General features: G+C 44.2%; 17 protein-coding genes and 6 tRNA genes. 11 read left to right on the top strand and 12 right to left on the bottom strand.

The genetic code is table 11. From position 1 onward, the window contains the following. Positions 1-6 precede the first annotated feature (6 nt). The 7 genes from glnA (at position 7) to Q0386_RS06535 (ending at position 2,159) form a co-directional block, all read left to right on the top strand. The gene (gene glnA, locus Q0386_RS06565; protein WP_299028781.1) at positions 7-1,437 is read left to right on the top strand and encodes a type I glutamate--ammonia ligase; all 1,431 of its coding nucleotides are present in this window, start codon (positions 7-9) and stop codon (positions 1,435-1,437) included. 209 nt (positions 1,438-1,646) lie between these two features. Continuing rightward, positions 1,647-1,722: transfer RNA gene (locus tag Q0386_RS06560), tRNA-Lys, on the top strand. An 11-nt stretch (positions 1,723-1,733) separates the two neighbouring features. Further along, a tRNA-Glu gene (locus Q0386_RS06555) sits at positions 1,734-1,809 on the top strand. A 15-nt stretch (positions 1,810-1,824) separates the two neighbouring features. Continuing rightward, positions 1,825-1,900, top strand: a tRNA-Val gene (locus Q0386_RS06550). 8 nt (positions 1,901-1,908) lie between these two features. Beyond that, a tRNA-Asp gene (locus Q0386_RS06545) sits at positions 1,909-1,985 on the top strand. A gap of 3 nt (positions 1,986-1,988) precedes the next feature. After that, positions 1,989-2,064, top strand: a tRNA-Lys gene (locus Q0386_RS06540). A 20-nt stretch (positions 2,065-2,084) separates the two neighbouring features. Then, positions 2,085-2,159: transfer RNA gene (locus Q0386_RS06535), tRNA-Glu, on the top strand. Between the two features lie 3,277 nt (positions 2,160-5,436). Here the strand turns inward: Q0386_RS06535 and Q0386_RS06530 are convergent. From Q0386_RS06530 to Q0386_RS06515, 4 genes are all read right to left on the bottom strand, one after another. Beyond that, the gene (locus Q0386_RS06530; protein WP_299028845.1) at positions 5,437-5,838 is read right to left on the bottom strand and encodes a prepilin-type N-terminal cleavage/methylation domain-containing protein; all 402 of its coding nucleotides are present in this window, start codon (positions 5,836-5,838) and stop codon (positions 5,437-5,439) included. Between the two features lie 101 nt (positions 5,839-5,939). Further along, positions 5,940-7,865, bottom strand: coding sequence for a DEAD/DEAH box helicase (locus Q0386_RS06525; protein WP_299028842.1), 1,926 nt, complete (start codon positions 7,863-7,865; stop codon positions 5,940-5,942). Further along, a complete protein-coding gene (locus tag Q0386_RS06520) occupies positions 7,855-9,078 on the bottom strand; it encodes a pitrilysin family protein (RefSeq protein WP_299028779.1) in 1,224 nt (407 codons plus the stop codon). Before Q0386_RS06520 ends, Q0386_RS06525 begins: the two co-directional genes overlap by 11 nt. Then, positions 9,078-10,127, bottom strand: coding sequence for a dehypoxanthine futalosine cyclase (locus tag Q0386_RS06515; RefSeq protein ID WP_299028777.1), 1,050 nt, complete (start codon positions 10,125-10,127; stop codon positions 9,078-9,080). Before Q0386_RS06515 ends, Q0386_RS06520 begins: the two co-directional genes overlap by 1 nt. Positions 10,128-10,463: 336 nt before the next feature. Here Q0386_RS06515 and Q0386_RS06510 point away from each other — a divergent pair, with 336 nt between their 5' ends. Further along, positions 10,464-10,835, top strand: coding sequence for a hypothetical protein (locus tag Q0386_RS06510; protein WP_299028774.1), 372 nt, complete (start codon positions 10,464-10,466; stop codon positions 10,833-10,835). Between the two features lie 157 nt (positions 10,836-10,992). Continuing rightward, positions 10,993-11,325 (top strand): SMR family transporter, encoded by a 333-nt coding sequence (locus Q0386_RS06505; RefSeq protein ID WP_367272397.1) that lies wholly within the window; start codon positions 10,993-10,995, stop codon positions 11,323-11,325. 256 nt (positions 11,326-11,581) lie between these two features. Here Q0386_RS06505 and Q0386_RS06500 read toward each other — a convergent pair whose 3' ends face one another. Genes Q0386_RS06500 through Q0386_RS06490 form a run of 3 tightly spaced genes read right to left on the bottom strand, consistent with a single transcriptional unit; the run spans position 11,582 to position 13,239 of the window. After that, complete coding sequence (locus Q0386_RS06500; RefSeq protein WP_299028768.1) at positions 11,582-11,872, bottom strand: YciI family protein; 291 nt, start codon at positions 11,870-11,872, stop codon at positions 11,582-11,584. Between the two features lie 51 nt (positions 11,873-11,923). Then, positions 11,924-12,322, bottom strand: a complete 399-nt coding sequence (locus Q0386_RS06495; protein ID WP_299028765.1) for an NfeD family protein — start codon at positions 12,320-12,322, stop codon at positions 11,924-11,926. After that, entirely contained in the window at positions 12,319-13,239 is a 921-nt protein-coding gene (locus Q0386_RS06490; RefSeq protein ID WP_298947356.1) for an SPFH domain-containing protein, read from the bottom strand. The genes Q0386_RS06495 and Q0386_RS06490 overlap by 4 nt, the downstream gene beginning before the upstream one ends. A gap of 107 nt (positions 13,240-13,346) precedes the next feature. Between Q0386_RS06490 and Q0386_RS06485 the strand changes: the two genes are divergently transcribed. Both Q0386_RS06485 and Q0386_RS06480 read left to right on the top strand, forming a co-directional pair. Continuing rightward, positions 13,347-13,799: a copper resistance protein NlpE N-terminal domain-containing protein gene (locus Q0386_RS06485; protein WP_299028762.1), complete on the top strand. Its 453-nt coding sequence runs from the start codon at positions 13,347-13,349 to the stop codon at positions 13,797-13,799. Between the two features lie 39 nt (positions 13,800-13,838). Further along, a complete protein-coding gene (locus tag Q0386_RS06480) occupies positions 13,839-15,041 on the top strand; it encodes an MFS transporter (RefSeq protein ID WP_299028759.1) in 1,203 nt (400 codons plus the stop codon). 147 nt (positions 15,042-15,188) lie between these two features. Here Q0386_RS06480 and Q0386_RS06475 read toward each other — a convergent pair whose 3' ends face one another. The 5 genes from Q0386_RS06475 to Q0386_RS06455 form a co-directional block, all read right to left on the bottom strand. Beyond that, positions 15,189-15,995 (bottom strand): protein-glutamate O-methyltransferase CheR, encoded by an 807-nt coding sequence (locus tag Q0386_RS06475; RefSeq protein WP_299028756.1) that lies wholly within the window; start codon positions 15,993-15,995, stop codon positions 15,189-15,191. Continuing rightward, positions 15,988-16,551, bottom strand: a complete 564-nt coding sequence (locus Q0386_RS06470; protein WP_299028753.1) for a CheB methylesterase domain-containing protein — start codon at positions 16,549-16,551, stop codon at positions 15,988-15,990. The genes Q0386_RS06475 and Q0386_RS06470 overlap by 8 nt, the downstream gene beginning before the upstream one ends. A 259-nt stretch (positions 16,552-16,810) precedes the next feature. Further along, complete coding sequence (locus Q0386_RS06465) at positions 16,811-16,957, bottom strand: hypothetical protein (protein ID WP_299028750.1); 147 nt, start codon at positions 16,955-16,957, stop codon at positions 16,811-16,813. A 115-nt stretch (positions 16,958-17,072) separates the two neighbouring features. Beyond that, on the bottom strand, positions 17,073-17,342 hold the full coding sequence (locus Q0386_RS06460) for a FlhB-like flagellar biosynthesis protein (protein ID WP_002948585.1): 270 nt from the start codon (positions 17,340-17,342) through the stop codon (positions 17,073-17,075). A gap of 2 nt (positions 17,343-17,344) precedes the next feature. Beyond that, a complete protein-coding gene (locus tag Q0386_RS06455; RefSeq protein WP_299028747.1) occupies positions 17,345-19,042 on the bottom strand; it encodes a flagellar hook-length control protein FliK in 1,698 nt (565 codons plus the stop codon). Between the last annotated feature and the right edge of the window lie 11 nt (positions 19,043-19,053).

Raw genomic sequence — 19,053 nt, 5'->3', positions numbered from 1 at the left:
CGAAAAATGGGAAAATTCGTAAAAAGCGTCGATCATTTTTTTGATTTTTGCAAAGAACACGAGGTCAAATTCGTGGATTTTAGATTTACCGATATGAACGGCGCTTGGCACAGCATATCTTATAACATAAAATTCGTCGAAAAAGATCATTTCGTAAACGGCATACCGATGGACGCGAGTTCGCTAGGAGGATGGCAACCGATCGAAAGAAGCGATATGCTGATGTGCCCTGAGGCGACCAGCGCCTTTTTAGATCCATTCACCGCCGACGTTACGGTCGTGGTTTTTGCCGATATTTACGACATTTACAAGGGTCAAATTTATGAAAAATGCCCGCGCTCGATAGCCAAAAAAGCTATGGCCTACGTCAAAGAAAGCGGCATGGGCGATGTGGCGTATTTTGGACCGGAGAACGAGTTTTTTATATTTGATAATGTAAAAATAGTAGACAGCCCAAACTGCGCGATGTTTGAAGTAGACAGCGAAGAAGGCGAGTGGAACGACGCTAGAGACTTTAAAGACAGCTACAACACAGGCCACCGCCCAAGAAGAAAAGGCGGCTACCTGATGACGCAACCGACCGATAGCATGGTCGATCTGCGCGCCGAGATGATGCAGGTTTTAGAGCAAGTAGGCCTTGAAGTCATGCTAGGACACCACGAGGTCGCGCAAGGACAAGGCGAGCTGGGAGTTAAATTTGGAACACTTCTTGAGGCTGCCGACAACGTGCAAATTTACAAATACGTCGTCAAAATGGTCGCTCACCTAAACGGAAAAACGGCGACTTTTATGCCAAAACCGCTCTACGGCGACAACGGCAGCGGCATGCACGTGCATCAGTCGGTGTGGAAAGACGGCAAAAATTTATTCTACGGCGAAGGAAAGTACGCAAATTTAAGCGATTTTGCGCGCTGGTACATCGGCGGAATCCTAAAACACGCAAGGAGCGTTGCGGCGTTTACAAACCCGAGCACAAACAGCTACAAACGCCTAATCCCAGGCTTTGAAGCACCGTCTATCCTAACGTATTCTAGCCAAAACCGCTCCGCCTCGATCCGTATCCCGTACGGCTCCGGAGAAAAATCGGTCCGCGCCGAAATGCGTTTCCCTGACGGAACTGCAAACCCGTATTTGGCCTTTTCAGCGATGCTGATGGCTGGGCTTGACGGCGTAAAACACAAGATGGAGCCGGTCGGTCCGATGGACGAAAATTTATTTAAACTCACGCTTGACGAGATCCGCGAACGCGGTATCGAGCAGCTCCCTCATACGTTAAGAGGCAGCCTAGAAGCCCTAATTCGCGACAACGAATATCTGCGCCCGATCATGACCACGACGTTTATAAACGCGTATCAGCATTATAAATTCGAGAGTCAAGTGTGGCCGTACGAAGCGAGACCTACTCCATACGAGTTTAAAACCTGCTTTTCTTGCTAGATTTAAGGGATTGCAAAATCCCTTTTTAGTTTTTCGGTCAAATTTGACCTTTTTAAATCTGGGCCAAATTTGACTTTTTATGCGTTTTTGACGAACGCAAAATTTGTCAAAATAAATCAAATTTGAGGCCAAATTTGAAAAACAACGGCTTTTTGTCTTGACAAATCAGCCTTTTTTATATATAATCACGTTTCGTTTTTTGAAAAAATGTCTTGTTAGCTCAGTCGGTAGAGCATTTCACTTTTAATGAAGGGGTCGCTGGTTCGAGTCCAGCACAGGACACCATTTTTTACATAGACCCTTTCGTCTAGTGGCCCAGGACTCTACTCTCTCAGTGTAGCAACAGAGGTTCAAATCCTTTAAGGGTCGCCACGATTTAGTCTTTTTGGTCGCTTAGCTCAGTTGGTAGAGCGCCACCCTTACAAGGTGGATGTCATAAGTTCGAGTCTTATAGCGACCACCATTTTAGGTGCAGCGGTAGTTCAGATGGTTAGAATGCCGCCCTGTCACGGCGGAGGTCGCGGGTTCGAGCCCCGTCCGCTGCGCCATTTGCCTCGTTAGCTCAGTTGGTAGAGCATATCACTCTTAATGATGGGGTCGTAGGTTCGAGCCCTACACGGGGCACCACGATTTATTTTATCATTGTTGGCCCTTTCGTCTAGCGGTTAGGACACCAGCCTCTCACGTTGGTAACACGAGTTCGATTCTCGTAAGGGTCACCAATCTATCTCCTATATAGCACAATAAACTCTACTAATTTTTAATTTTTTTATTCAGTGTCAAATTTTAGTCGAGAAATTTTTTGCGTAACCTTACTTAAATATAGCTTATAAATAAATATGAATTCAACAGGCATCTAATCATCACATATGTAGCAATGAAGCGCGCTACGATTTCTTACGAGGCAAACCCTTCCATAGCATGTTAGATTTCGCACGATATCCGAAATAATTTAAAATTTCAGGAGATTATATAAAGAATTTTATGCTGAACGTCTTTGCCGGTGATAGCAGGATAGGGAAGGTTTGTGGTGCCTTTACGCCGCAAACGGCTTATGCATAAAAGTTTACAAGTAGGGCGTAAAAGTTTTTTTACCAAAGCCAGGTCAGAAATGCTAGAAGCAAGCATATCCTCATAAGAGAGTACATAGTGACGAATATTGGCAAGCCTCGCGAAAGCCATAAAACTCAATCACAGCATCGAATTTGGCAAATTTATTAATGCCCTTTTTGTTAGTAAAATAAAAAACTATCATATACTATTATTCGAATTCTAAAGATAGTATCCAACGCACTTACAATATTTACACCAATCATCTAGTTTAACAGATTTTTGCAAAACAGATGAAACAAAATAGTAGATATTTTAAATATATTATTAACATATACCATAGATTGGGGCAAAAACTTAATCCAAAAACGAGTCAATCAATCACTGTTTTAAACAAAAACACAAAATAAAACCATCAAACACCAAACGAGCTTTATTTTACAGCCTTAAAATACTCATATCTGCTAAACTCAATGACGTATAAATTCTGCAAGTGAAGCATATAAGCTATGATTCAAAAGCCTATACAATTTTACTCAAAAACCAAAATGAAGCCTACAAGAGAACACCTAAAAAGACTTTGACCACAAGCGGTCAAGAAAAATTCAAAGAAATTTGTATGGAAGAGCTAGAGAAAATAAAGGAATAGTCAAAATAAAGTCAAAAATCGTACCTGTATATTTCAACTTTGCACTTAATTAAAACTAAAATATAAATCTAAGTATGTCGGGCTATATCCGTAAGTCCATGATGAACAGCAAAACAGTAGAGCAAAAATTTCTCTTGTTCGGAAATATAGGAAGGCTATGTAAATTCCTTGGAAATTTTAATCAGGTAATTTTACCAGTACACCTTGTAGTCAAGCAAAATAAAGACAATAAATTTATTGACCAGATGATTAATAAATAAATTTATGTGAGAATATTAAGATTGCACGCTAGCATTTACCTACAAGGAGTGGTAGTGATTAAGCTTCAAGAAAGGCAAACTTCAAGAGGTAACTAGAGAGTATTTGTGCTGCAATTTTTCAAATCATCAGCTTGATGACTTTATTTATAGTGCGGAAGTTCACACCCCGAAGATACTTTACCGATCCCAAAATCAAATAGAGACAAGATGCACACCGCTAAATATATAAATATACTGTGGACAAACTGATAGGAAGGTGTCCAGGCATCCAAATAGGTATTGGCTGGCAGATTGCAATATTTACGGGCTAAGCCAAATGCTTGCCAATACACAAAGGTTGGATGATAAAAAGAAAGAGAGAATTATCGTAGACATTAATCTCAAGATTCAAGAGGAGAAGCATTCAAAGGTTCAAGCAAATATTAGAGTTTAAAGCCTAATTATGAAGGCAATAACGACAAAACCTTAAACATGACAGTTTTGTCAAACATTAATCGAGCAATAGACACGATAGATGCCGCAAAGCTTAGATACCCAAAGGCTCGCATTATATAAAGATCAAATACTCTACGCTGCCGACCAAGAGCAAAAGGCAACCGAAACCTTCTTGGCAAATTTAGAACATAAAATTTTCTTAAAATAAAAGAATAGAATATCTTATGATTTTGTGCTTGAGTATTTAGAGTTTTTAAATATACAGATTGTTGGATTTAATAACGACAATGCTTTAACTATAAATAAAAAGTTTAAAAATTTTATCAAATAGTCCGCTAGTGGTTGCAAAAAAAAGAAAAACTGCTAGGGTTCAAGCGTGTTGGTACTTCCGACAGCAATAACCATACTAAGGGTATAGCACATTTTTTTAAAGATCAATACCCCGAAATATGTTTATCCATTTTAAAGGAATCATTAAAAGTTTTACAAGGTGCACGAAAGACACTAACGATTGTGCCGGAGTGGAAAAATTTAAACAACATCACGACAAACAAAAAGTCGTAGACTTTACTAGTAGCAAAATAGGTTACCTTAATAATATTTATATAAAAGAGCTTAAGGCAAACGAATTACTAGGCGAATAAGCTAATACACTAATACCAAAACTTATCGAGAAGAAATTTAAGCTACCTTCTATTTCTTATAAGAAAATTTCAAACAATGAGATGAATTTTAAATTTACTCTTTTTGTTATAATAATATTATGTTAAAATAAGAAATTCTTATCTCTTGTTTTATTTAAAAAATTTCAACCAGAGGATCTTGCTAGCCTCCTTATTTCTGCCTGATAGCAGGCCTTATAAGTAAACTCCGCTTTGGCCTACAAAACTGAAACCTGAACAAGTTAAGAATCTTTTTAAAATTCCAAAACAGAAGATACTATTTTTAAAAAGACGGATAGGAATGAGTGGTAAATAAAGAATGTGCCTGAATTAAAGTGAGCGTGTATTACGGTTTTGCTTATAAGCCTTAGCGGGTTTTTTAAAATAATTTTTATCAAAAAGCGAATAAAATGAACAAATAACCCAAAAGATAGGCTTGCAGAATCGGGCAACTTTACTATCTTTGGTACCAGATTGAGCCATGTAAATCTCACAAAGCAAGGATATAAACAAAAGACTCCGCCCTATCTGAGGAGGGTGCATACACAAGAAATAGAGTTTGGATATAATAACAGTAAAAATACAAAAAACTTTCTATCATATTTTACTAAAAAAGATAGCAGGTCTTATAAGTGGCAAAACGTGTTGTAGCCAAAATCTACTCAAGTTCGATTTGGCTATACTTTATACTCATAGTTTTCTTGTGGCTCAAATTTATTTATTCCCATTTAATGATATCAAAGGCATTCTCGTTTATCAGACCTGAGAAAATTATTGATAAACCACGGTCATATTGCCGGTAGTTGGGGCTACGGTTATAGTGGCTTTTTTATTTCGTGTTTCAACCGTAATAGTACAAGGCACTTGATAAAAAGAGCTATTGATCGCATCGTTTCCATAGCCTCTTATTGCATTTCTTGCGTCTAAGATGCACCCGAACTCGTCAAAACCTATAAGATGAATAGGATCTGGTGCGTAAACAACAGGACAGTTGATGTCTGCAGCAGTTAGTTATTCCATATCTTCTGTCTAATACCCCAAATATTCTTTCTCCAGTGCTTCTATTTGTTATAGTATAGCGATCGCCGGCTATTTCGATAGTCCATCGTCCCGTATGCCACGTTGGACTACCTGAGTTCGTTGTCGGATCTACTTTACTGTCTTGCATCGCCAGCAGCTGAGTTCTTCTTACTGCATCCATGATATCGTCAACAGCCGAACCTATATGATCTTGCTCTAATCTAGGCAAAGCCGCCATAGCCAAAATACCTATGACAACGATAACAACGACCAGTTCTAACATAGTAAAAGCTCTTCTTGCCGAAACAGTCGCTTGTAGACGTATTTTTCATACTTAAAGGCTTTGCTAAATTTACTCATTTTTACTCTCTTTTAGTTTTTACTATGGGCGATTTTACAACCGCGATCATAAAATCAAGCTAAATTTTACATTTTATACAGACCAAGCCTATCCTTCGCCGCCTGCGTGATATCTTCTTCATACTCATAGTATTCAAACGTCGCACCGTGTTGAAACGCGCCATTTAGGATGTCGCCGCTTTGGCGATTTTTGAGATCTATCTCGGCGATCTTAAAGCCGTCCAGCGTCTCGCAAAACTCCCTCAGGCGCGACGGCGGATTTTTGAGCTTTGTGAACAAAAAGCAAAATCCGCTCCCGCCGTTTCGCCCTACTCGTCCGCGCAGCTGATGTAGACTCGCTAGTCCTAGCCTTTCTGCGCCAACGATTACGATCGTGCTAAGCCGTGGCAGCGAGATGCCGACCTCAACAACCGTCGTCGAGAGTAGCACGTCTCCGCGCTCGCGAAATTCGCGCAGCACCTGCTCTTTTTCTTTGTCCTTACCGTGCGTGATGTAGACATTTGCAAAATTTGCCCGCCAAAACCCCTGCGCTTCCTCTAGCCCCTGATAGTTCGAGTTTTCGCTACTCTCAACCAGCGGATATATCACGGCAACTTGCTTGCCTTTGGCGATTTGCGCTTTGATATGCGTCAGCAGCTCGCCAAAGTCCGCACTTTGTAAAATTTGCGTGTGGATGTGTTTTTCAAATGGCATCTGCCGCAGGAAACTAAATTCCGCGAAGCTGCTTTGTATCATGCTTAGCGTGCGCGGTATCGGCGTTGCGGAAAACTGCACGACGTGAGCCCTAGTTTCATCCGCCTTTTTTGCCTGCCGTTTTTGGGGTGAGATTTCAGTCAAATTTGACCGCTCACCGCCCTCAAATTTAACCTCAAATTCACCGTCCGCCCCGTCAAGCTGCAAGTCTCGCCCAAGCTCCACGCTAGCTAGAGCGTTGATCTTCTCGCGTTGATTCGACCCGAAACGGTGCTGCTCGTCTATCATAACAAGCGGTGCAGCCGGCAAGCTTTGATACAGCAAAACGTGCGTGCCGATGATGAGGTTTACGCCGTCAAATTCGGGCTTATCGCCGCTTTTAACAAGCAAAACTCGCATAAAATCCGGCAGCAAGCGCGCCGACTCGGCGTAAATTTGCTCGGCCAGTATCGATGTGGGCGCCATGATGAGCGCAGGCTGGGGATATACGCTAAGCGCGGCGGCTAGCATCACGAGAGTCTTGCCGCTGCCGACATCGCCCATCACGACGCGGCGCACCGCCTCCTCGCCGCTAAAGTCCGCACGCAGATCAGCGATAGCGTTTAGCTGGTCGGAAGTCGGCGCAAACGGCAAATTTTTAAGCCACTCCGAGATATCAAAAAGCTTGATTTTAGGCGCTTTAAAATGCGTTTTTTTGGCATTTAGCTTTTTTAGGTAGTTATAAATTTCTACGAATTTTAGCACATCTTCGCCCGTTTTTTCTCGTACGAGAGCCTCTAGTATCCGGGTGCTTTTTTCGTCACCTCGGTGCAGATCTAGCAAAAACTCGGCCTCTCTAGGCGTGAGTCCCGCCTCGATCAAATTTGGCAAATTTACGTATTTTTGGATCAAATTTTTAAACGAATCGTCTCTGAGAGAGAGTTTGTATTTGGGTATGATTTCGTTTATTTTCGTGACGATTTTTGGATTTGTTAACTGCCACGAGCCATAGGCGTAGGCGCATTTGCCGCTTACAAATACGCTTTTGCCGACCTTAAAAGCGCCGTGATGCCAAGGCTTGGCGTTAAAAATCACGATCTTCACGCTTTGCTCCCACGCCTCGCACCAGCACACGGCGTGCAGCATCCCACCCTGACGGTACGCGTTTTTTATCTCCACGGCGACGCTCACGTGCCCGTCTTTTGGTGCGGCGGCTAGGCTCGTATCCTCAAAGCTTTTAGGAAGCTTAAGCGCGAGGTCGAGCAGAGTGGTTACGCCGATTTTTTTTAGATTGATTCTATCTTTTTCATCAAATTTCATTGTAAAGCACGGCAAAACTGAGCTTTTCTATCTCCGCGTGTTCTGCAATAAACGCGTTTAGCTCGGCAAGCTTTAGCTTTGAGATTTTTTCTAGCTCGTCTTTAAAATTTCCTAGTTTAAAGCCGTTATAAAACTCGCTCTGAGCGATGTTTAAGCGGTTAAAAAGCGTCTCCTGGCGTAGAGGCTGAGAGCCAAGCAAAAATCTTTTAGCCTGCGCTAGTTCGCCTGCCTTCACGCCGTTTTTGACGAATTTCGCAAATTCGTCTTTCACGACCGCGACCGCCTCGCTCCTGCTCTCGTTTTTGGTTTGTAGATAGCCCCAAATTTGCGAGTAGCTGAGCGCAAATTCACTCCTAGCATACGCCGAATACGCTAGCCCCCGCTTCACGCGTATCTCCTCCATCAGCCTACTGCCAAAGCCGCCCTCGCCCAAAATAAACGTCGCGACCTTGGCTTTGTACCGCTCCTCGCGGGAAACGTCAAAAGGCGCGCCAAAGTAAATATAGGCTTGCTCGCTAGGTTTGATTATGGACTTTTGGCCGCATTTTTCATCGGTTTTTAGTAGCTTTAGTTCGCGCGCTTCGCCTTGCTTTAGCGAGCTTAAAATCTCATCCAAATTTAGCTCCCCCGGCGCCACTTCGCCGCCTAGCACTACAAATAAATTTGCCAGATCAAGCTTGCTAGAGATGAAGTTTTTAACGTCGTCTAGCGTGATACTCTCCACGCTTTGCTTCGTGCCGATACTAGGTCTTGCTAGATTCGTACCGGGATAGAGCAGTCCGTTTAGCGCGACTCTAGCCAGATAGTCGTAGTCGCTCTCGTTGCTAGATATCTCGCCCAGCGTCAAAGTTCGCACCTTTTCAAAGCTTTTTTCGCTTAAATTTGGCTCCTCTAAAAGCTCTTTTAGCTTGGCAAGCGCGAAAGAAAAGTGCTCCTTTAGGCAGTTTAGCTCAAACGCAAACGTCTCAAATCCCGCGCTCGCGTAAAGGCTGATCGCGCACGTTTCAAGCTCTTTGGCAAAACCAGCCGCGCCCTTACTTAGCGTGCCTTCGTCTAAAATTTTAGCGACGAATTTAGCTAGTCCCGCCTTATCCTCTACGCAAGCTCCGGCGACCTTGAAAATGAGCTTTAGGCTCACCGCGGGCAGGGTTTTGCTCGCCTCGTAGACGGCAGGGATTTGTAAATTTGCGGCTTTTAAATTTATGATTTTCATCAATAAAACCTTTCTAAAATATCGTAATTAGTATTGCGTTTGGCGGGTTTTTCGCCGATGTCTTTGATGAGGCGTATCATCTCGTCTTGATTCATGCGGTAGCTAGCGCCGGCGGCCTTGACGACGTTTTCCTCCATCATCGTGCTACCTAGGTCGTTTGCCCCAAACAGCAGCGCCAGCTGCCCGATGTAGCTGCCCTGCGTGACCCAGCTGCTTTGGATGTTCGGTACGTTGTCTAAAAACAGCCTAGAGACCGCAAGCAGGCGTAGATAACGGTTCGAGCTTTGCTTTTTGATCTCGGGATGCTCGGCGGCTAGGCGCGTGTTTAGCCCCTGAAAGCTCCACAATATAAACGCTCTAAAGCCGCCAGTCTCATCCTGCAAGCTCCTGATATGCTCCCAGTGTTCCACAATCTCGCGCGTGGTTTCTACCGTACCAAACATCATCGTAGCCGTCGTCTTTATCCCCTCCTCATGCGCCTCGCGGTGGATGCGCAGCCAAGTTTCTACGTCGCATTTTTTAGGCGCGATCACGTCGCGGACGCGGTCGCTGAGTATCTCGGCTCCGGCTCCGGGCATCGAGTAGAGCCCCTTTTCTCGCAACCTACGCAGCACCTCCCTCGTGCTGATACGTGAGATCCTCGCGATATAGTCGATCTCGACCGCAGAAAATCCGTGAATCGTGATGCTTGGATATTTTTTTGCTATAAACTCCACGAGATCCTCGTACCACTCGATTTTTAGCTTCGGGTGTACGCCGCCTTGAAACAAAATTTGCGTCCCGCCGATAGCGATGAGTTCCTCGATCTTTTGCCCGATTTCGTCAAGGCCGAGCACATATGCCTCCTCGTCCTTGTGATCGCGGTAAAACGCACAAAATTTACAGTCCACCCAGCACGCGTTCGTGTAGTTGATGTTTCTATCCACGATAAAGGTCGTGACGCCATCTGGATGCAGCTCGCGTTTGCGCGCCAGAGCCATCGCTCCAAGCTCGTTTAGCTCGGCGTTTTCTATCAAATTTACCGCCTCGTCTACGCTTAGTCTAGTCAAATTTTTCCTTTAAATTTTTTACGCGAGTTTAGCGAAAAACGCTTTTATCTTTGATAAATTCACGTCTTTAACGTCTTGCGGATATCATTTTACGGCATACGCAAAGAAAAAGAAATGATTTTAAAATCCGCAAAAGACGCTCTCGAGCTAAAATTTAGCCTTTTGGCGCTAGCTGCGACGCTCCGTACCGTCACAGATAGTTGGTCGCATAAAACCTAGAGTCAAATTTACCGCGACTTTTAAATTTAAATAGTTTCTGTCGCCAGCTCAAATTTGTCCCGATTTATAAAGCTTAAATTTGATAAAATCCCGAGACATTTTATCAAAGGAGAAAAGATGAAAAATTTAGTTTTGGCTACGATTGCGGCGCTATTTTTTGCAGGTTGCGCGGCAAACAAACCAGCTCCGGCCGAGCAAAACGCGCAGGAGTATCGCCACGCTACGCAGATAAAAGACGCTAGCTGCCCGCATCACGGCACAGCAAACGCTAGCTGCGCCCAGTCTCACGGTGCAATGAAAGAGTGTCCTCATCACGGAAATCACGGAGCGGACAAAAATCTCGGCTGTAGCGGTGACTGTGCCAAATCAAAGCCGTGCCCAAAATGCGACGCGAAAGCGCACGGATGTGCACAACATAAAGAGTGTGCTCATCACGACAAAAGCCGCGCAAGCGACAAAGCGCACGCCTGTCCTCATCACAAACACTAAAATTTAATGCGGTCAAGGTCAAATTTGATCGCATTTTCGTTCAAATTTACGCTCGCAAAAGTAGCGCGGAGAGTTAAATTTTAATTTATTTATAGTTAATTTAGATATTTAAAATTTGAGTTTATAATTCCTTTATTAATTCAAAGGAGAGAAAATGATCAAATACTGGGTTCTCCTAGGCATAAGCATCACTCTAGAGGTGGTAGCAACTTCGCTTTTAAAGCTAAGCGACGGCTTTGCAAAGCCCTTGTACGCCGTGGGTTCGCTAGTTTTATTCGGGATTTTATTCTACCTGCTTGCGATAGTTTTTAGGCATATTCCCATGGGCATCGCTTACGCGATATGGTCCGGAGCGGGCATAGTTCTCATCTCGGCGATAGCTTATTTTTTTATGGGACAAAAGCTTGATTTGCCCGCAATCATCGGCATAGGCATGATAGTAGCCGGAGTGGTTGTTATAAATCTATTTTCAAAGAGCGTTAGTCACTAAACGTATATTAAATTAAGCTAGCCGTTTCTTTAAATTTGGCTAGATTTTAAGTTTACGAAGAGAAACCAACTTTTTTGATTTTAAATTTTAAACGAGAATTTTATAAAAGTTGTAAAAACGGCGACCGTATTTTAAACTGCACCGTTAAAGGTTAATTTTATTGCAGGCAAACGCGCAAATCCAGTCGCAGTCGTTTGCCTTTTTGAATTTTATTAATAATTACCCAAGCCGGTTAACCTTAGCTTGCCCAGTCCATTTACTCGTCTAAAAGCCGCTCAAAACCAGGTACGAATTTCGTCGGCGAAAACTCGGTAATTTCATACTTTGCGATACCGTTTTTAAAAAACGGATCTTGTCCGATAATCTCATCAAGCTCCGAGCGATCCTTGGCGTTTGCCAAGATGATGCCGCCGCTACGCGGGATTTTACGCCCCGAGCAGATAAATTTATTTTCTGCGTAAAATTTATCCAAAAATGCATTGTGTTCGCTTATGAAGCTATCTACTTCGCTTAACTCTTTAATATAAGTTAAATTTACGATAAACATTTTGACTCTTTGAAAAATTTAAAAGCGTTTTTAAACCGCAATAATAAAAATTTAATCGCGCTGCAAAACGACTTTATTGCCTTTGGTGCCAAGCACGCGTACCTTCGATCCCTCGGCTAAATTTCCGTCGTAGCGCCACAAAGTACCTTTAAAATAAACCATGCCCTCTCTGATCTCGCCCTCGCCGCTCTCGTTTAAAAAGTCGTCTTTGACCTCGCTTTCGTGCTGGTTAAATTTGGCCTTAAGCGGCTTTCTAAGCGCAAAAAGTAGGACTAATGAGACGATAGCGATGAGTAAAATTTGATACTCCCAAGCGATATCGATAAAAAATCCAAGCACTCCGACCGCTAAAAATCCAAGCCCGAAAAATAGCACGAAAAAGCTACCGAGCATAAACTCGAGCATGACTAATCCGACGCCGGCCGCTAGCATCAAGTACGCGGGTATCATTTCGCCGCCCTAGCGCCTAAAAAGTCCTTCAAAACGCTTAAAGAGCCGATGAGCTCGGTTGCTTCGTAAGGGACTAAAATTTTATCTTTCGAGCCGTTTTTGGCTAGCTCGTTAAAGGCTCCTACGCGGTCGCGCGCGAGCAGGAACTCGGCAGCTTTTGCGTTTTGCGCCATGCTTTCGTTTATCATATCCATCGCCTCTTTTTGAGCCGTGGCTAGCGCGATTTGCTCGTATTTTTTCGCATCGGCCATACGCTCGATAGCTTCAGCTTGCAATACTTTTTCTTGTTTTAGCGCCTCGGCGTTGCGGATAAGCGCCTCTTTTTCGGCCTGCGCTTTTAGCTCGATCGCACGTTTTTCTCGCTCGGCTTTCATTTGTAGATTCATCGCTTCTTCGATGCCTTGAGGCACGGAGATCTCGGAGATCTCGACGCGCATGATCTTTACGCCCCAGTTATCGGCGGCGTCTCCGAGCGCTCTTTGTAGCGCGGAGTTTAGGCGGTCGCGCGAGCTAAGCGTGTCATCGAGATTCATCGCGCCTATCTCGCCTCTTAGCGTCGTCATGGCTAAATTTGCGATCGCACGCTTGTAGCTATCGACGTTATACAGAGCCATTTTGCCGTCCACGACCTTTAAAAACACGATGCCATCGACGCTTATGTTTACGTTATCTTTTGTGATGACTTGCTGTTTCGTGATATCTACTAGCTGTTCGCGCACAGTGATCACGGCGCGGATCTGATCGACAAATGGGATGATGATATGAAATCCGCCGTCAAGCACCTTGTGAAATTTACCCAAACGCTCGACGATGTAAATATCAGACTGTGAGATGATCTTAATACCGGCTTTTAAAAACAAGACCGCAAAAGCCAGCACGACCACGGCAAATACGATAAACGGGATGCTCTCTTCCATGACTACTCCTTAAAATATTTTTCATCATTTTAGCCGCTTTTTGCTAAAAAATCGCCATTTTAGCGGAAAATTTTTAGTATAATTAGCCAAAATTTTAAGGATAAATCATGAAAAATATTTTATTTTTAGCCGCTGCCGCGATGATATTTGCAGGCTGTGCGGCAAGCGGCGGCGCAAGCGCGGTAAATAACAAAAAATGCGGCAGCACGGAGGTTTTTGAGACGTGCGGCACCGAGATAGATAAGGAAAATTTGATCGGCGTTTACGAGGCCAAGGTGCTTTGCGACGGATGTAGCGAAAACTCAAAAAGCACGCTAACCCTAAATGCGGACAAAACGTTTAAAATCGACACCGTTTATCAAAAAAAGATCGCGCAAAGAGAGATGCAAAAGGGTATTTACGAGATATCAGGCAGCACCCTAAGCGTGACGAATCAATACCGTGAAAAGCTAAATTTCGAGATTAGCGGCGATACGCTTCGCCAGATCAGCAACCAAAACAGCTTTATCAAAGAAAATTTCGCCCAGGAGCGCATCTACAAAAAGCTAGAAGCAAACTAATCGGCAAATTTAGCGCTCAAATTTAACCCGAAACCCAAAATGAGTAAATTTATAACCCTACTAAAAACCCAGCCCGTTTTCGCGCGCCTCTCGCTCATACAGCTGATTTGTTATTTTGGCGTTTGGTTCTCGCACACGGGCATTTTCACGCTACTTATCGAGCTTGACGCGCCCGTTTGGGCGATCACGGCCGCAGCTGCGCTAGCTTTCGTGCCGGGCGTGCTACTATCGCCTTTTAGCGGTATCGTGGCGGATAAATTTAGCCCAAAACCGATGCTAATAGCGCTCACGGTCGTGGAGATGGCGACGGTTTTTATGCTCGTTTTTATCGACAAGCTTTCATTGATGTGGTTGCTTTTTGTGATCATATTTATCAGAGTCGGAGCCGGCGGAACGTATTTTCAGGTCGAGATGAGCCTTTTTCCTAAAATTTTAAACAAAGACGAGCTAAAAACCGCAAACGAGATCCACTCGCTCATCTGGGCGTTTTCATACACCGCAGGCATGGGGTTAGCTGGCATTTACATCCATTTTTTCGGGATAAAAAGCGCCTTTTTGCTAGACTGCGCTCTTTACGGCGTGGCGCTCATCGTCCTACTTAAAACGGACATCGCCGTGCGAGCCAAAAAAGGCGGCGAAAAAGTCCGCGAGATGCTAAAAAACGGCCTAAAATACGTAAAACAAAACCCTCTCATCGCACACCTCATCATGCTACACGCGGTTGTAGGCGTGACTAGCTACGACGCGCTCGTGGCGCTACTAGCGGACTATCCGTATGAGGGCCTGCTCTCGGCATCGCTCATCATCGGCTACATAAACGCCTGCCGCGCCGTCGCTCTCATCGTCGGTCCGCTCGTGCTTAGCAAATTCGTCTCAAACGCTAATCTCGTCTATATCTACGTCGGGCATGGCCTTGGCGTCATGGCGTGGAGCGCATTACAGTTTAACTTTTATATCGGATTTATCGGGATTTTTTGCGCGGGATTTTTTACCTCGACGCTTTGGAGCTATACCTACACACTCATCCAGCAAAAGTGCGATCCGGCGTACTACGGCCGTATCATCGCCTATAATGATATGGTTTATCTAGGCGTCGCGGCGGTGATTTCTAGCGGTATAGGGCTGCTTTTTGAGCTAGAGTTTAGCCTCTCGCTGATCACGGCTCTAATAGGCTGTATGTTTTTTGCGGGAGCGATTTATTGGATATTCGTGCGTAAAATTTACAGAGACGAGCTAGCATAAATTTGATTTTACGGCAGGGGTTTGGCAAGCGGCAAATTTAATCAAATTTGACCCAGCAAATTTACCGTCCGCGTCAAAAACGCAGCCATCCGCTCACGTCAAATTTAAACAAATTTGAGCCAAAATTTGATCTCAAATTTATCTCACTCAGGCCTTAGCGTAATAAGTCGTTCCGTTTGAAATATGCTTTTTATAAAGCGTCGTAAACGGCACCAGATCGGCGTGTCCGACGTAGAGCCTGCCGTGATCGCTCAAAATTTTATGAAAGCGCTCGACCGTTTTTAGCTTAAATTCCTCGTTAAAATAAATCATCATATTTCGCGAGAAAATGATGTCAAATTTACCAAGCTTAAAGATAGCGTCGTCAAAGATATTTGCCACGCTAAACTCGCATCTAGGCAGCATCTCGCGCCTGATTTCGTACTTGCCGTCGCGTTTTGTAAAGTAGATATTTTTTTGATTGTCGTTTAGGCGGTGCAGTGAGCGCTCGCTATAAACGCCCTTTTTACAGCTATCGATGGCCTCGGAGTTTATGTCGATACCCACGATGCTAACGCGATTTACGTCGAGTAAATTTGAGTGCGCTAGCATACCCAGCGAGTACGCCTCATCGCCCGTCGAGCACGGCGCGCACAGTATCCGCACGCTATCAAGCTCCTCTCTGGCGTAGTAGATCGCGGCTTGCAGCTGTGGCAACTCTCTGTAAAAATAAGTCTCATTCGTGGTGATCAAATTTACGATTTCTTGCCTCATAAAGCGGTCTACGACGACTTTTGAGCTTAGGGCTTCAAAGCTTGGGATGTGGTTTGCTTGGCAGAAATTTATTAGGCGTTGCTTTATCATGTCCTTTTTGGACTCTAGGTCTACGCCGCACATATTTTTGACGACTTCGACGAATTTATTTAGCCCCGCCGCATCGCTAGGAGCGGGCGTCAAATTTGCATTTTCAAGCATGTAAAAACCTTTCCAGTTCCGCTCTTATACCGCCGATGGGTAGCGACTTTAAATTTGCGTTGATTTCTTTCGCGCGCTTTGGCATGCCGTAGACGATCGCGCTCTCCTCGTTTTCGGCGACGCATTTAGCGCCGGCTTTGTATAGCTCGTTTAATCCGCGCGCGCCGTCGTCGCCGATGCCAGTTAACAGGATCGCCATAACGTCGGCAAATTTACAAGCCTGCACGCCCGAGCGAAAAAGCACGTCCACGTTTGGATTATACGTGGTCTCTTTCATGGGTGAACACATGCCGGCCATTAGGGGGCTAGCAGAGATTATCTCGGAGTTTTTCTCGCAGATATATATCGCGCTTTTTAGCTGCGCGGGCGCACCCAGCATCACCACCTCCACCGCACACTCCTTGTCAAACTGCGAGATAAAACTAGGGATGAAAGCTAAGCTCATATGCTGCGCGATAACGACGCTGGCACCGTTTAGATCAAGCCCCTTAAAAAGCCTTTTTAAATGTCCCGGACCACCCGTCGAGGCGCCGACTAAGACCAGTTTTTGTTTCAAATTTATTCCGTTTTTGAGTTAATTTTACGGCTATTTTATCTTTATTTATATTAAATTTAGCTATAAAGCAAAATACATAAAATAATGCAAATAATTTTATGATAACTAGAAAATTTGGATGAGATTTTAGCACTTGCGGCAACGGCGGAATAGTCGTCAAATTTTACTTTAAACTCGGCATTTGTACCTAATTTTATGCGTCATTTTTTGTATCTGTCTTCAAATTTACGGCTTTTTGCTACGAGATTTCCATCAAATTTTACTTGATAGCGGGCGGTTTTATTTTCTTTAGATGAGGCTCTTTTTTATCGTGCGTTACCGCTTTTTCTAGCGCGTATTTTGGGTAGTTTGCGCCTTTTGACGCATTACCGCTAGCAAAAACTAGAGCCGAAAATAAGATCAACAAAGGCAAGGCTAAAATCGCTATTATTCGACCGTCTTTTTCATTTAAATTTCCTAGTTCGCGCTCAAATTTGCACTTGCAATAAGCCTGCTCTCGCTTCTACTTTGCCGCAAGCGCCCTATTTTTTATTCGTCATTTGATACAAAAAGTTAAAGATTTCCGCGACTGCTTTATAGAGATTTGGCGGGACTTCCTCGTTTAGATCGACCTTGCTTAGAACCTCGATTAGATCGGCGTCCTCTTTGATCGGTATGTCGTGAGATTTAGCTAGATTTATGATGTTTTTCGCCACTTCGCCCGAACCCGTAGCTAGAACCTTAGGGGCATTATCTTTTTGGCGGTTGTAGCCAAGAGCTACGGCTTTTTTAGTTTTTTGCACTTTTGCCAAATTTACGCCTTTTTATCAAAGCCCATATCAAGCTTATCCAGACCGCCGTAAACGCCGCCAAGACGTAGTTTAGGCATAGTTTTTAGGCTAAAATTCGACACTATCAGCCTCTGTTCGCCGATAGCCCTTTTTAGCTCCTTCGCGCCGCTTAAAATCAGCTCCTTAAACTCCTCTTTTTGCGTCGCGATCGCAAGGTCGATGTATTTGTTTTCGCTGAGCGCCACCATGATGTTGATTTGGCCGAAATTTTGAAAATTTAGGTCAATTTGCGCGTAGTGTTTTTGCTTTTTGCCTTGCTTAAACCTGATATTTCCGCCCTCTACGCCCTCCCAGACGTATGGCAGATAGGTCTGCACGCCGCCCGCGACCGCGGAGGCTAGTTGATGCATCTCGATTTGAGCTAGTAGTTTTGAGGCAGCGTCTTTTACGGGGCTAGCGTCCGGAGACTTTGACTGCATGTTTAAAAGCGCGCTTTTTACGTCGTTTTGTAACACCTTTGCCGTCTCTTCGGCGCTTTTTGGAGTCACTGCGCTAAGCTCGCCGCGAGCGATATTTTGCTGCTTGATTAGCTTGCCGACTTCATCGAGGTTATTTTTTGCTTCAAAGCCCGCTTTATCTGCGATTTGCAGGGCGAAATTTAACTTTCTAGCCGCATTTTGCAGCTTATCTTGCAGCGTTGCACCCTCGCTTCCTTCCGCACCGTCTCGGACGATTTTTTGCGCAAAATCGTTAAATTTATCCTGCGAGCCCGCAAGCGCGCCAAGCTCGTCCGTTAGCTCTTTTAGCGCGCTTTTTAGCTCAGCGAAATTTAAAGCAAAGCCCCTATTTTGACTTAGCTTTTCGCTACTTAAATTTTGCATTTTTTCGCCCGCATTTGCCAGTAGCTGCGAGATTTTATTTAGCTCGTTGTTTAGCGTTTTTTCATTTAGGCTTAGTCCGCTACCACTCATCGCGTTTGCCTGTTTATCCATAAATTTAGCCGCGTTTTCTAATTTATCCGCGATCTCAAAAAGCTGTTTAAAAGGCGAGCTAGCCATAGTATCTTTGGCTGCGGTTTTAGCGTTTTGTAAAATTTGATCAAGCTTAGCAAAGCTTTCGTTCGTACTTAGGCTGTCATCCTTAGCTAGAGCTGAAATTTGCTCCAAAAGCTGCTGATTCGAGAGATTTTTTATATCGCCAAACAGCTTATTTATCGCGCTAGGTAGGTTAAATTTGCCGTTTAGCGCGTCTTTTAAATTTGCCTCTAGCATGATGCCCGAGCTTCTTATCTGTTCGTTTAGCGGCGCGTTTTTTAGATCAGCAACGGGTTTTAAAAACTCTTTTAATTTAAGCGCGAATTCCTTTAGATCGGGCTCGTTTTCGGCAAGCGCGACGAGGCTTTTCATATCTTTTGCGAGATTTGGCGAGAGTTGTAGATTTTTTGCCTGCGCGGCGAGCTCTTTGGCTTGCGTCGGGCTTGATTTTAGCTCGTTTAAAAGCTTATTTACGAGCTTATCGAGATCCTTTACGGCGTTATCCGCGGCCTCGGAACCTAAATTTTGCGAGGGCGCGGGCTGATTTTTAAAAAGATTTTTGGTTTCGCCCGCCTGCCCCGTCTGTCCGGCGCTTGGGCCGCCGGAGCCGCCCGTTTTAGGCAGAGCGCCGCTGACTGTGGCCTGGGTCGCGATTTGCGAACTTACTGAGTTACTTACTGATTCCATACGGCTATATC

Source organism: uncultured Campylobacter sp. (assembly GCF_938045625.1).
Lineage (GTDB): Bacteria > Campylobacterota > Campylobacteria > Campylobacterales > Campylobacteraceae > Campylobacter_A.
The sequence above is the reverse complement of the archived record's forward strand: the minus strand, read 5'-3'. Positions and strand labels throughout refer to the sequence as shown.

Coding starts and splice junctions, on each gene's coding strand:
- glnA (WP_299028781.1), top strand. CDS start 7: ATGGGAAAATTCGTAAAAAGCGTCGATCATTTTTTTGATTTTTGCAAA.
- Q0386_RS06510 (WP_299028774.1), top strand. CDS start 10,464: ATGAAAAATTTAGTTTTGGCTACGATTGCGGCGCTATTTTTTGCAGGT.
- Q0386_RS06500 (WP_299028768.1), bottom strand. CDS start 11,872: ATGTTTATCGTAAATTTAACTTATATTAAAGAGTTAAGCGAAGTAGAT.
- Q0386_RS06495 (WP_299028765.1), bottom strand. CDS start 12,322: ATGATACCCGCGTACTTGATGCTAGCGGCCGGCGTCGGATTAGTCATG.
- Q0386_RS06490 (WP_298947356.1), bottom strand. CDS start 13,239: ATGGAAGAGAGCATCCCGTTTATCGTATTTGCCGTGGTCGTGCTGGCT.
- Q0386_RS06485 (WP_299028762.1), top strand. CDS start 13,347: ATGAAAAATATTTTATTTTTAGCCGCTGCCGCGATGATATTTGCAGGC.
- Q0386_RS06475 (WP_299028756.1), bottom strand. CDS start 15,995: ATGCTTGAAAATGCAAATTTGACGCCCGCTCCTAGCGATGCGGCGGGG.
- Q0386_RS06520 (WP_299028779.1), bottom strand. CDS start 9,078: ATGAAAATCATAAATTTAAAAGCCGCAAATTTACAAATCCCTGCCGTC.
- Q0386_RS06525 (WP_299028842.1), bottom strand. CDS start 7,865: ATGAAATTTGATGAAAAAGATAGAATCAATCTAAAAAAAATCGGCGTA.
- Q0386_RS06480 (WP_299028759.1), top strand. CDS start 13,839: ATGAGTAAATTTATAACCCTACTAAAAACCCAGCCCGTTTTCGCGCGC.
- Q0386_RS06455 (WP_299028747.1), bottom strand. CDS start 19,042: ATGGAATCAGTAAGTAACTCAGTAAGTTCGCAAATCGCGACCCAGGCC.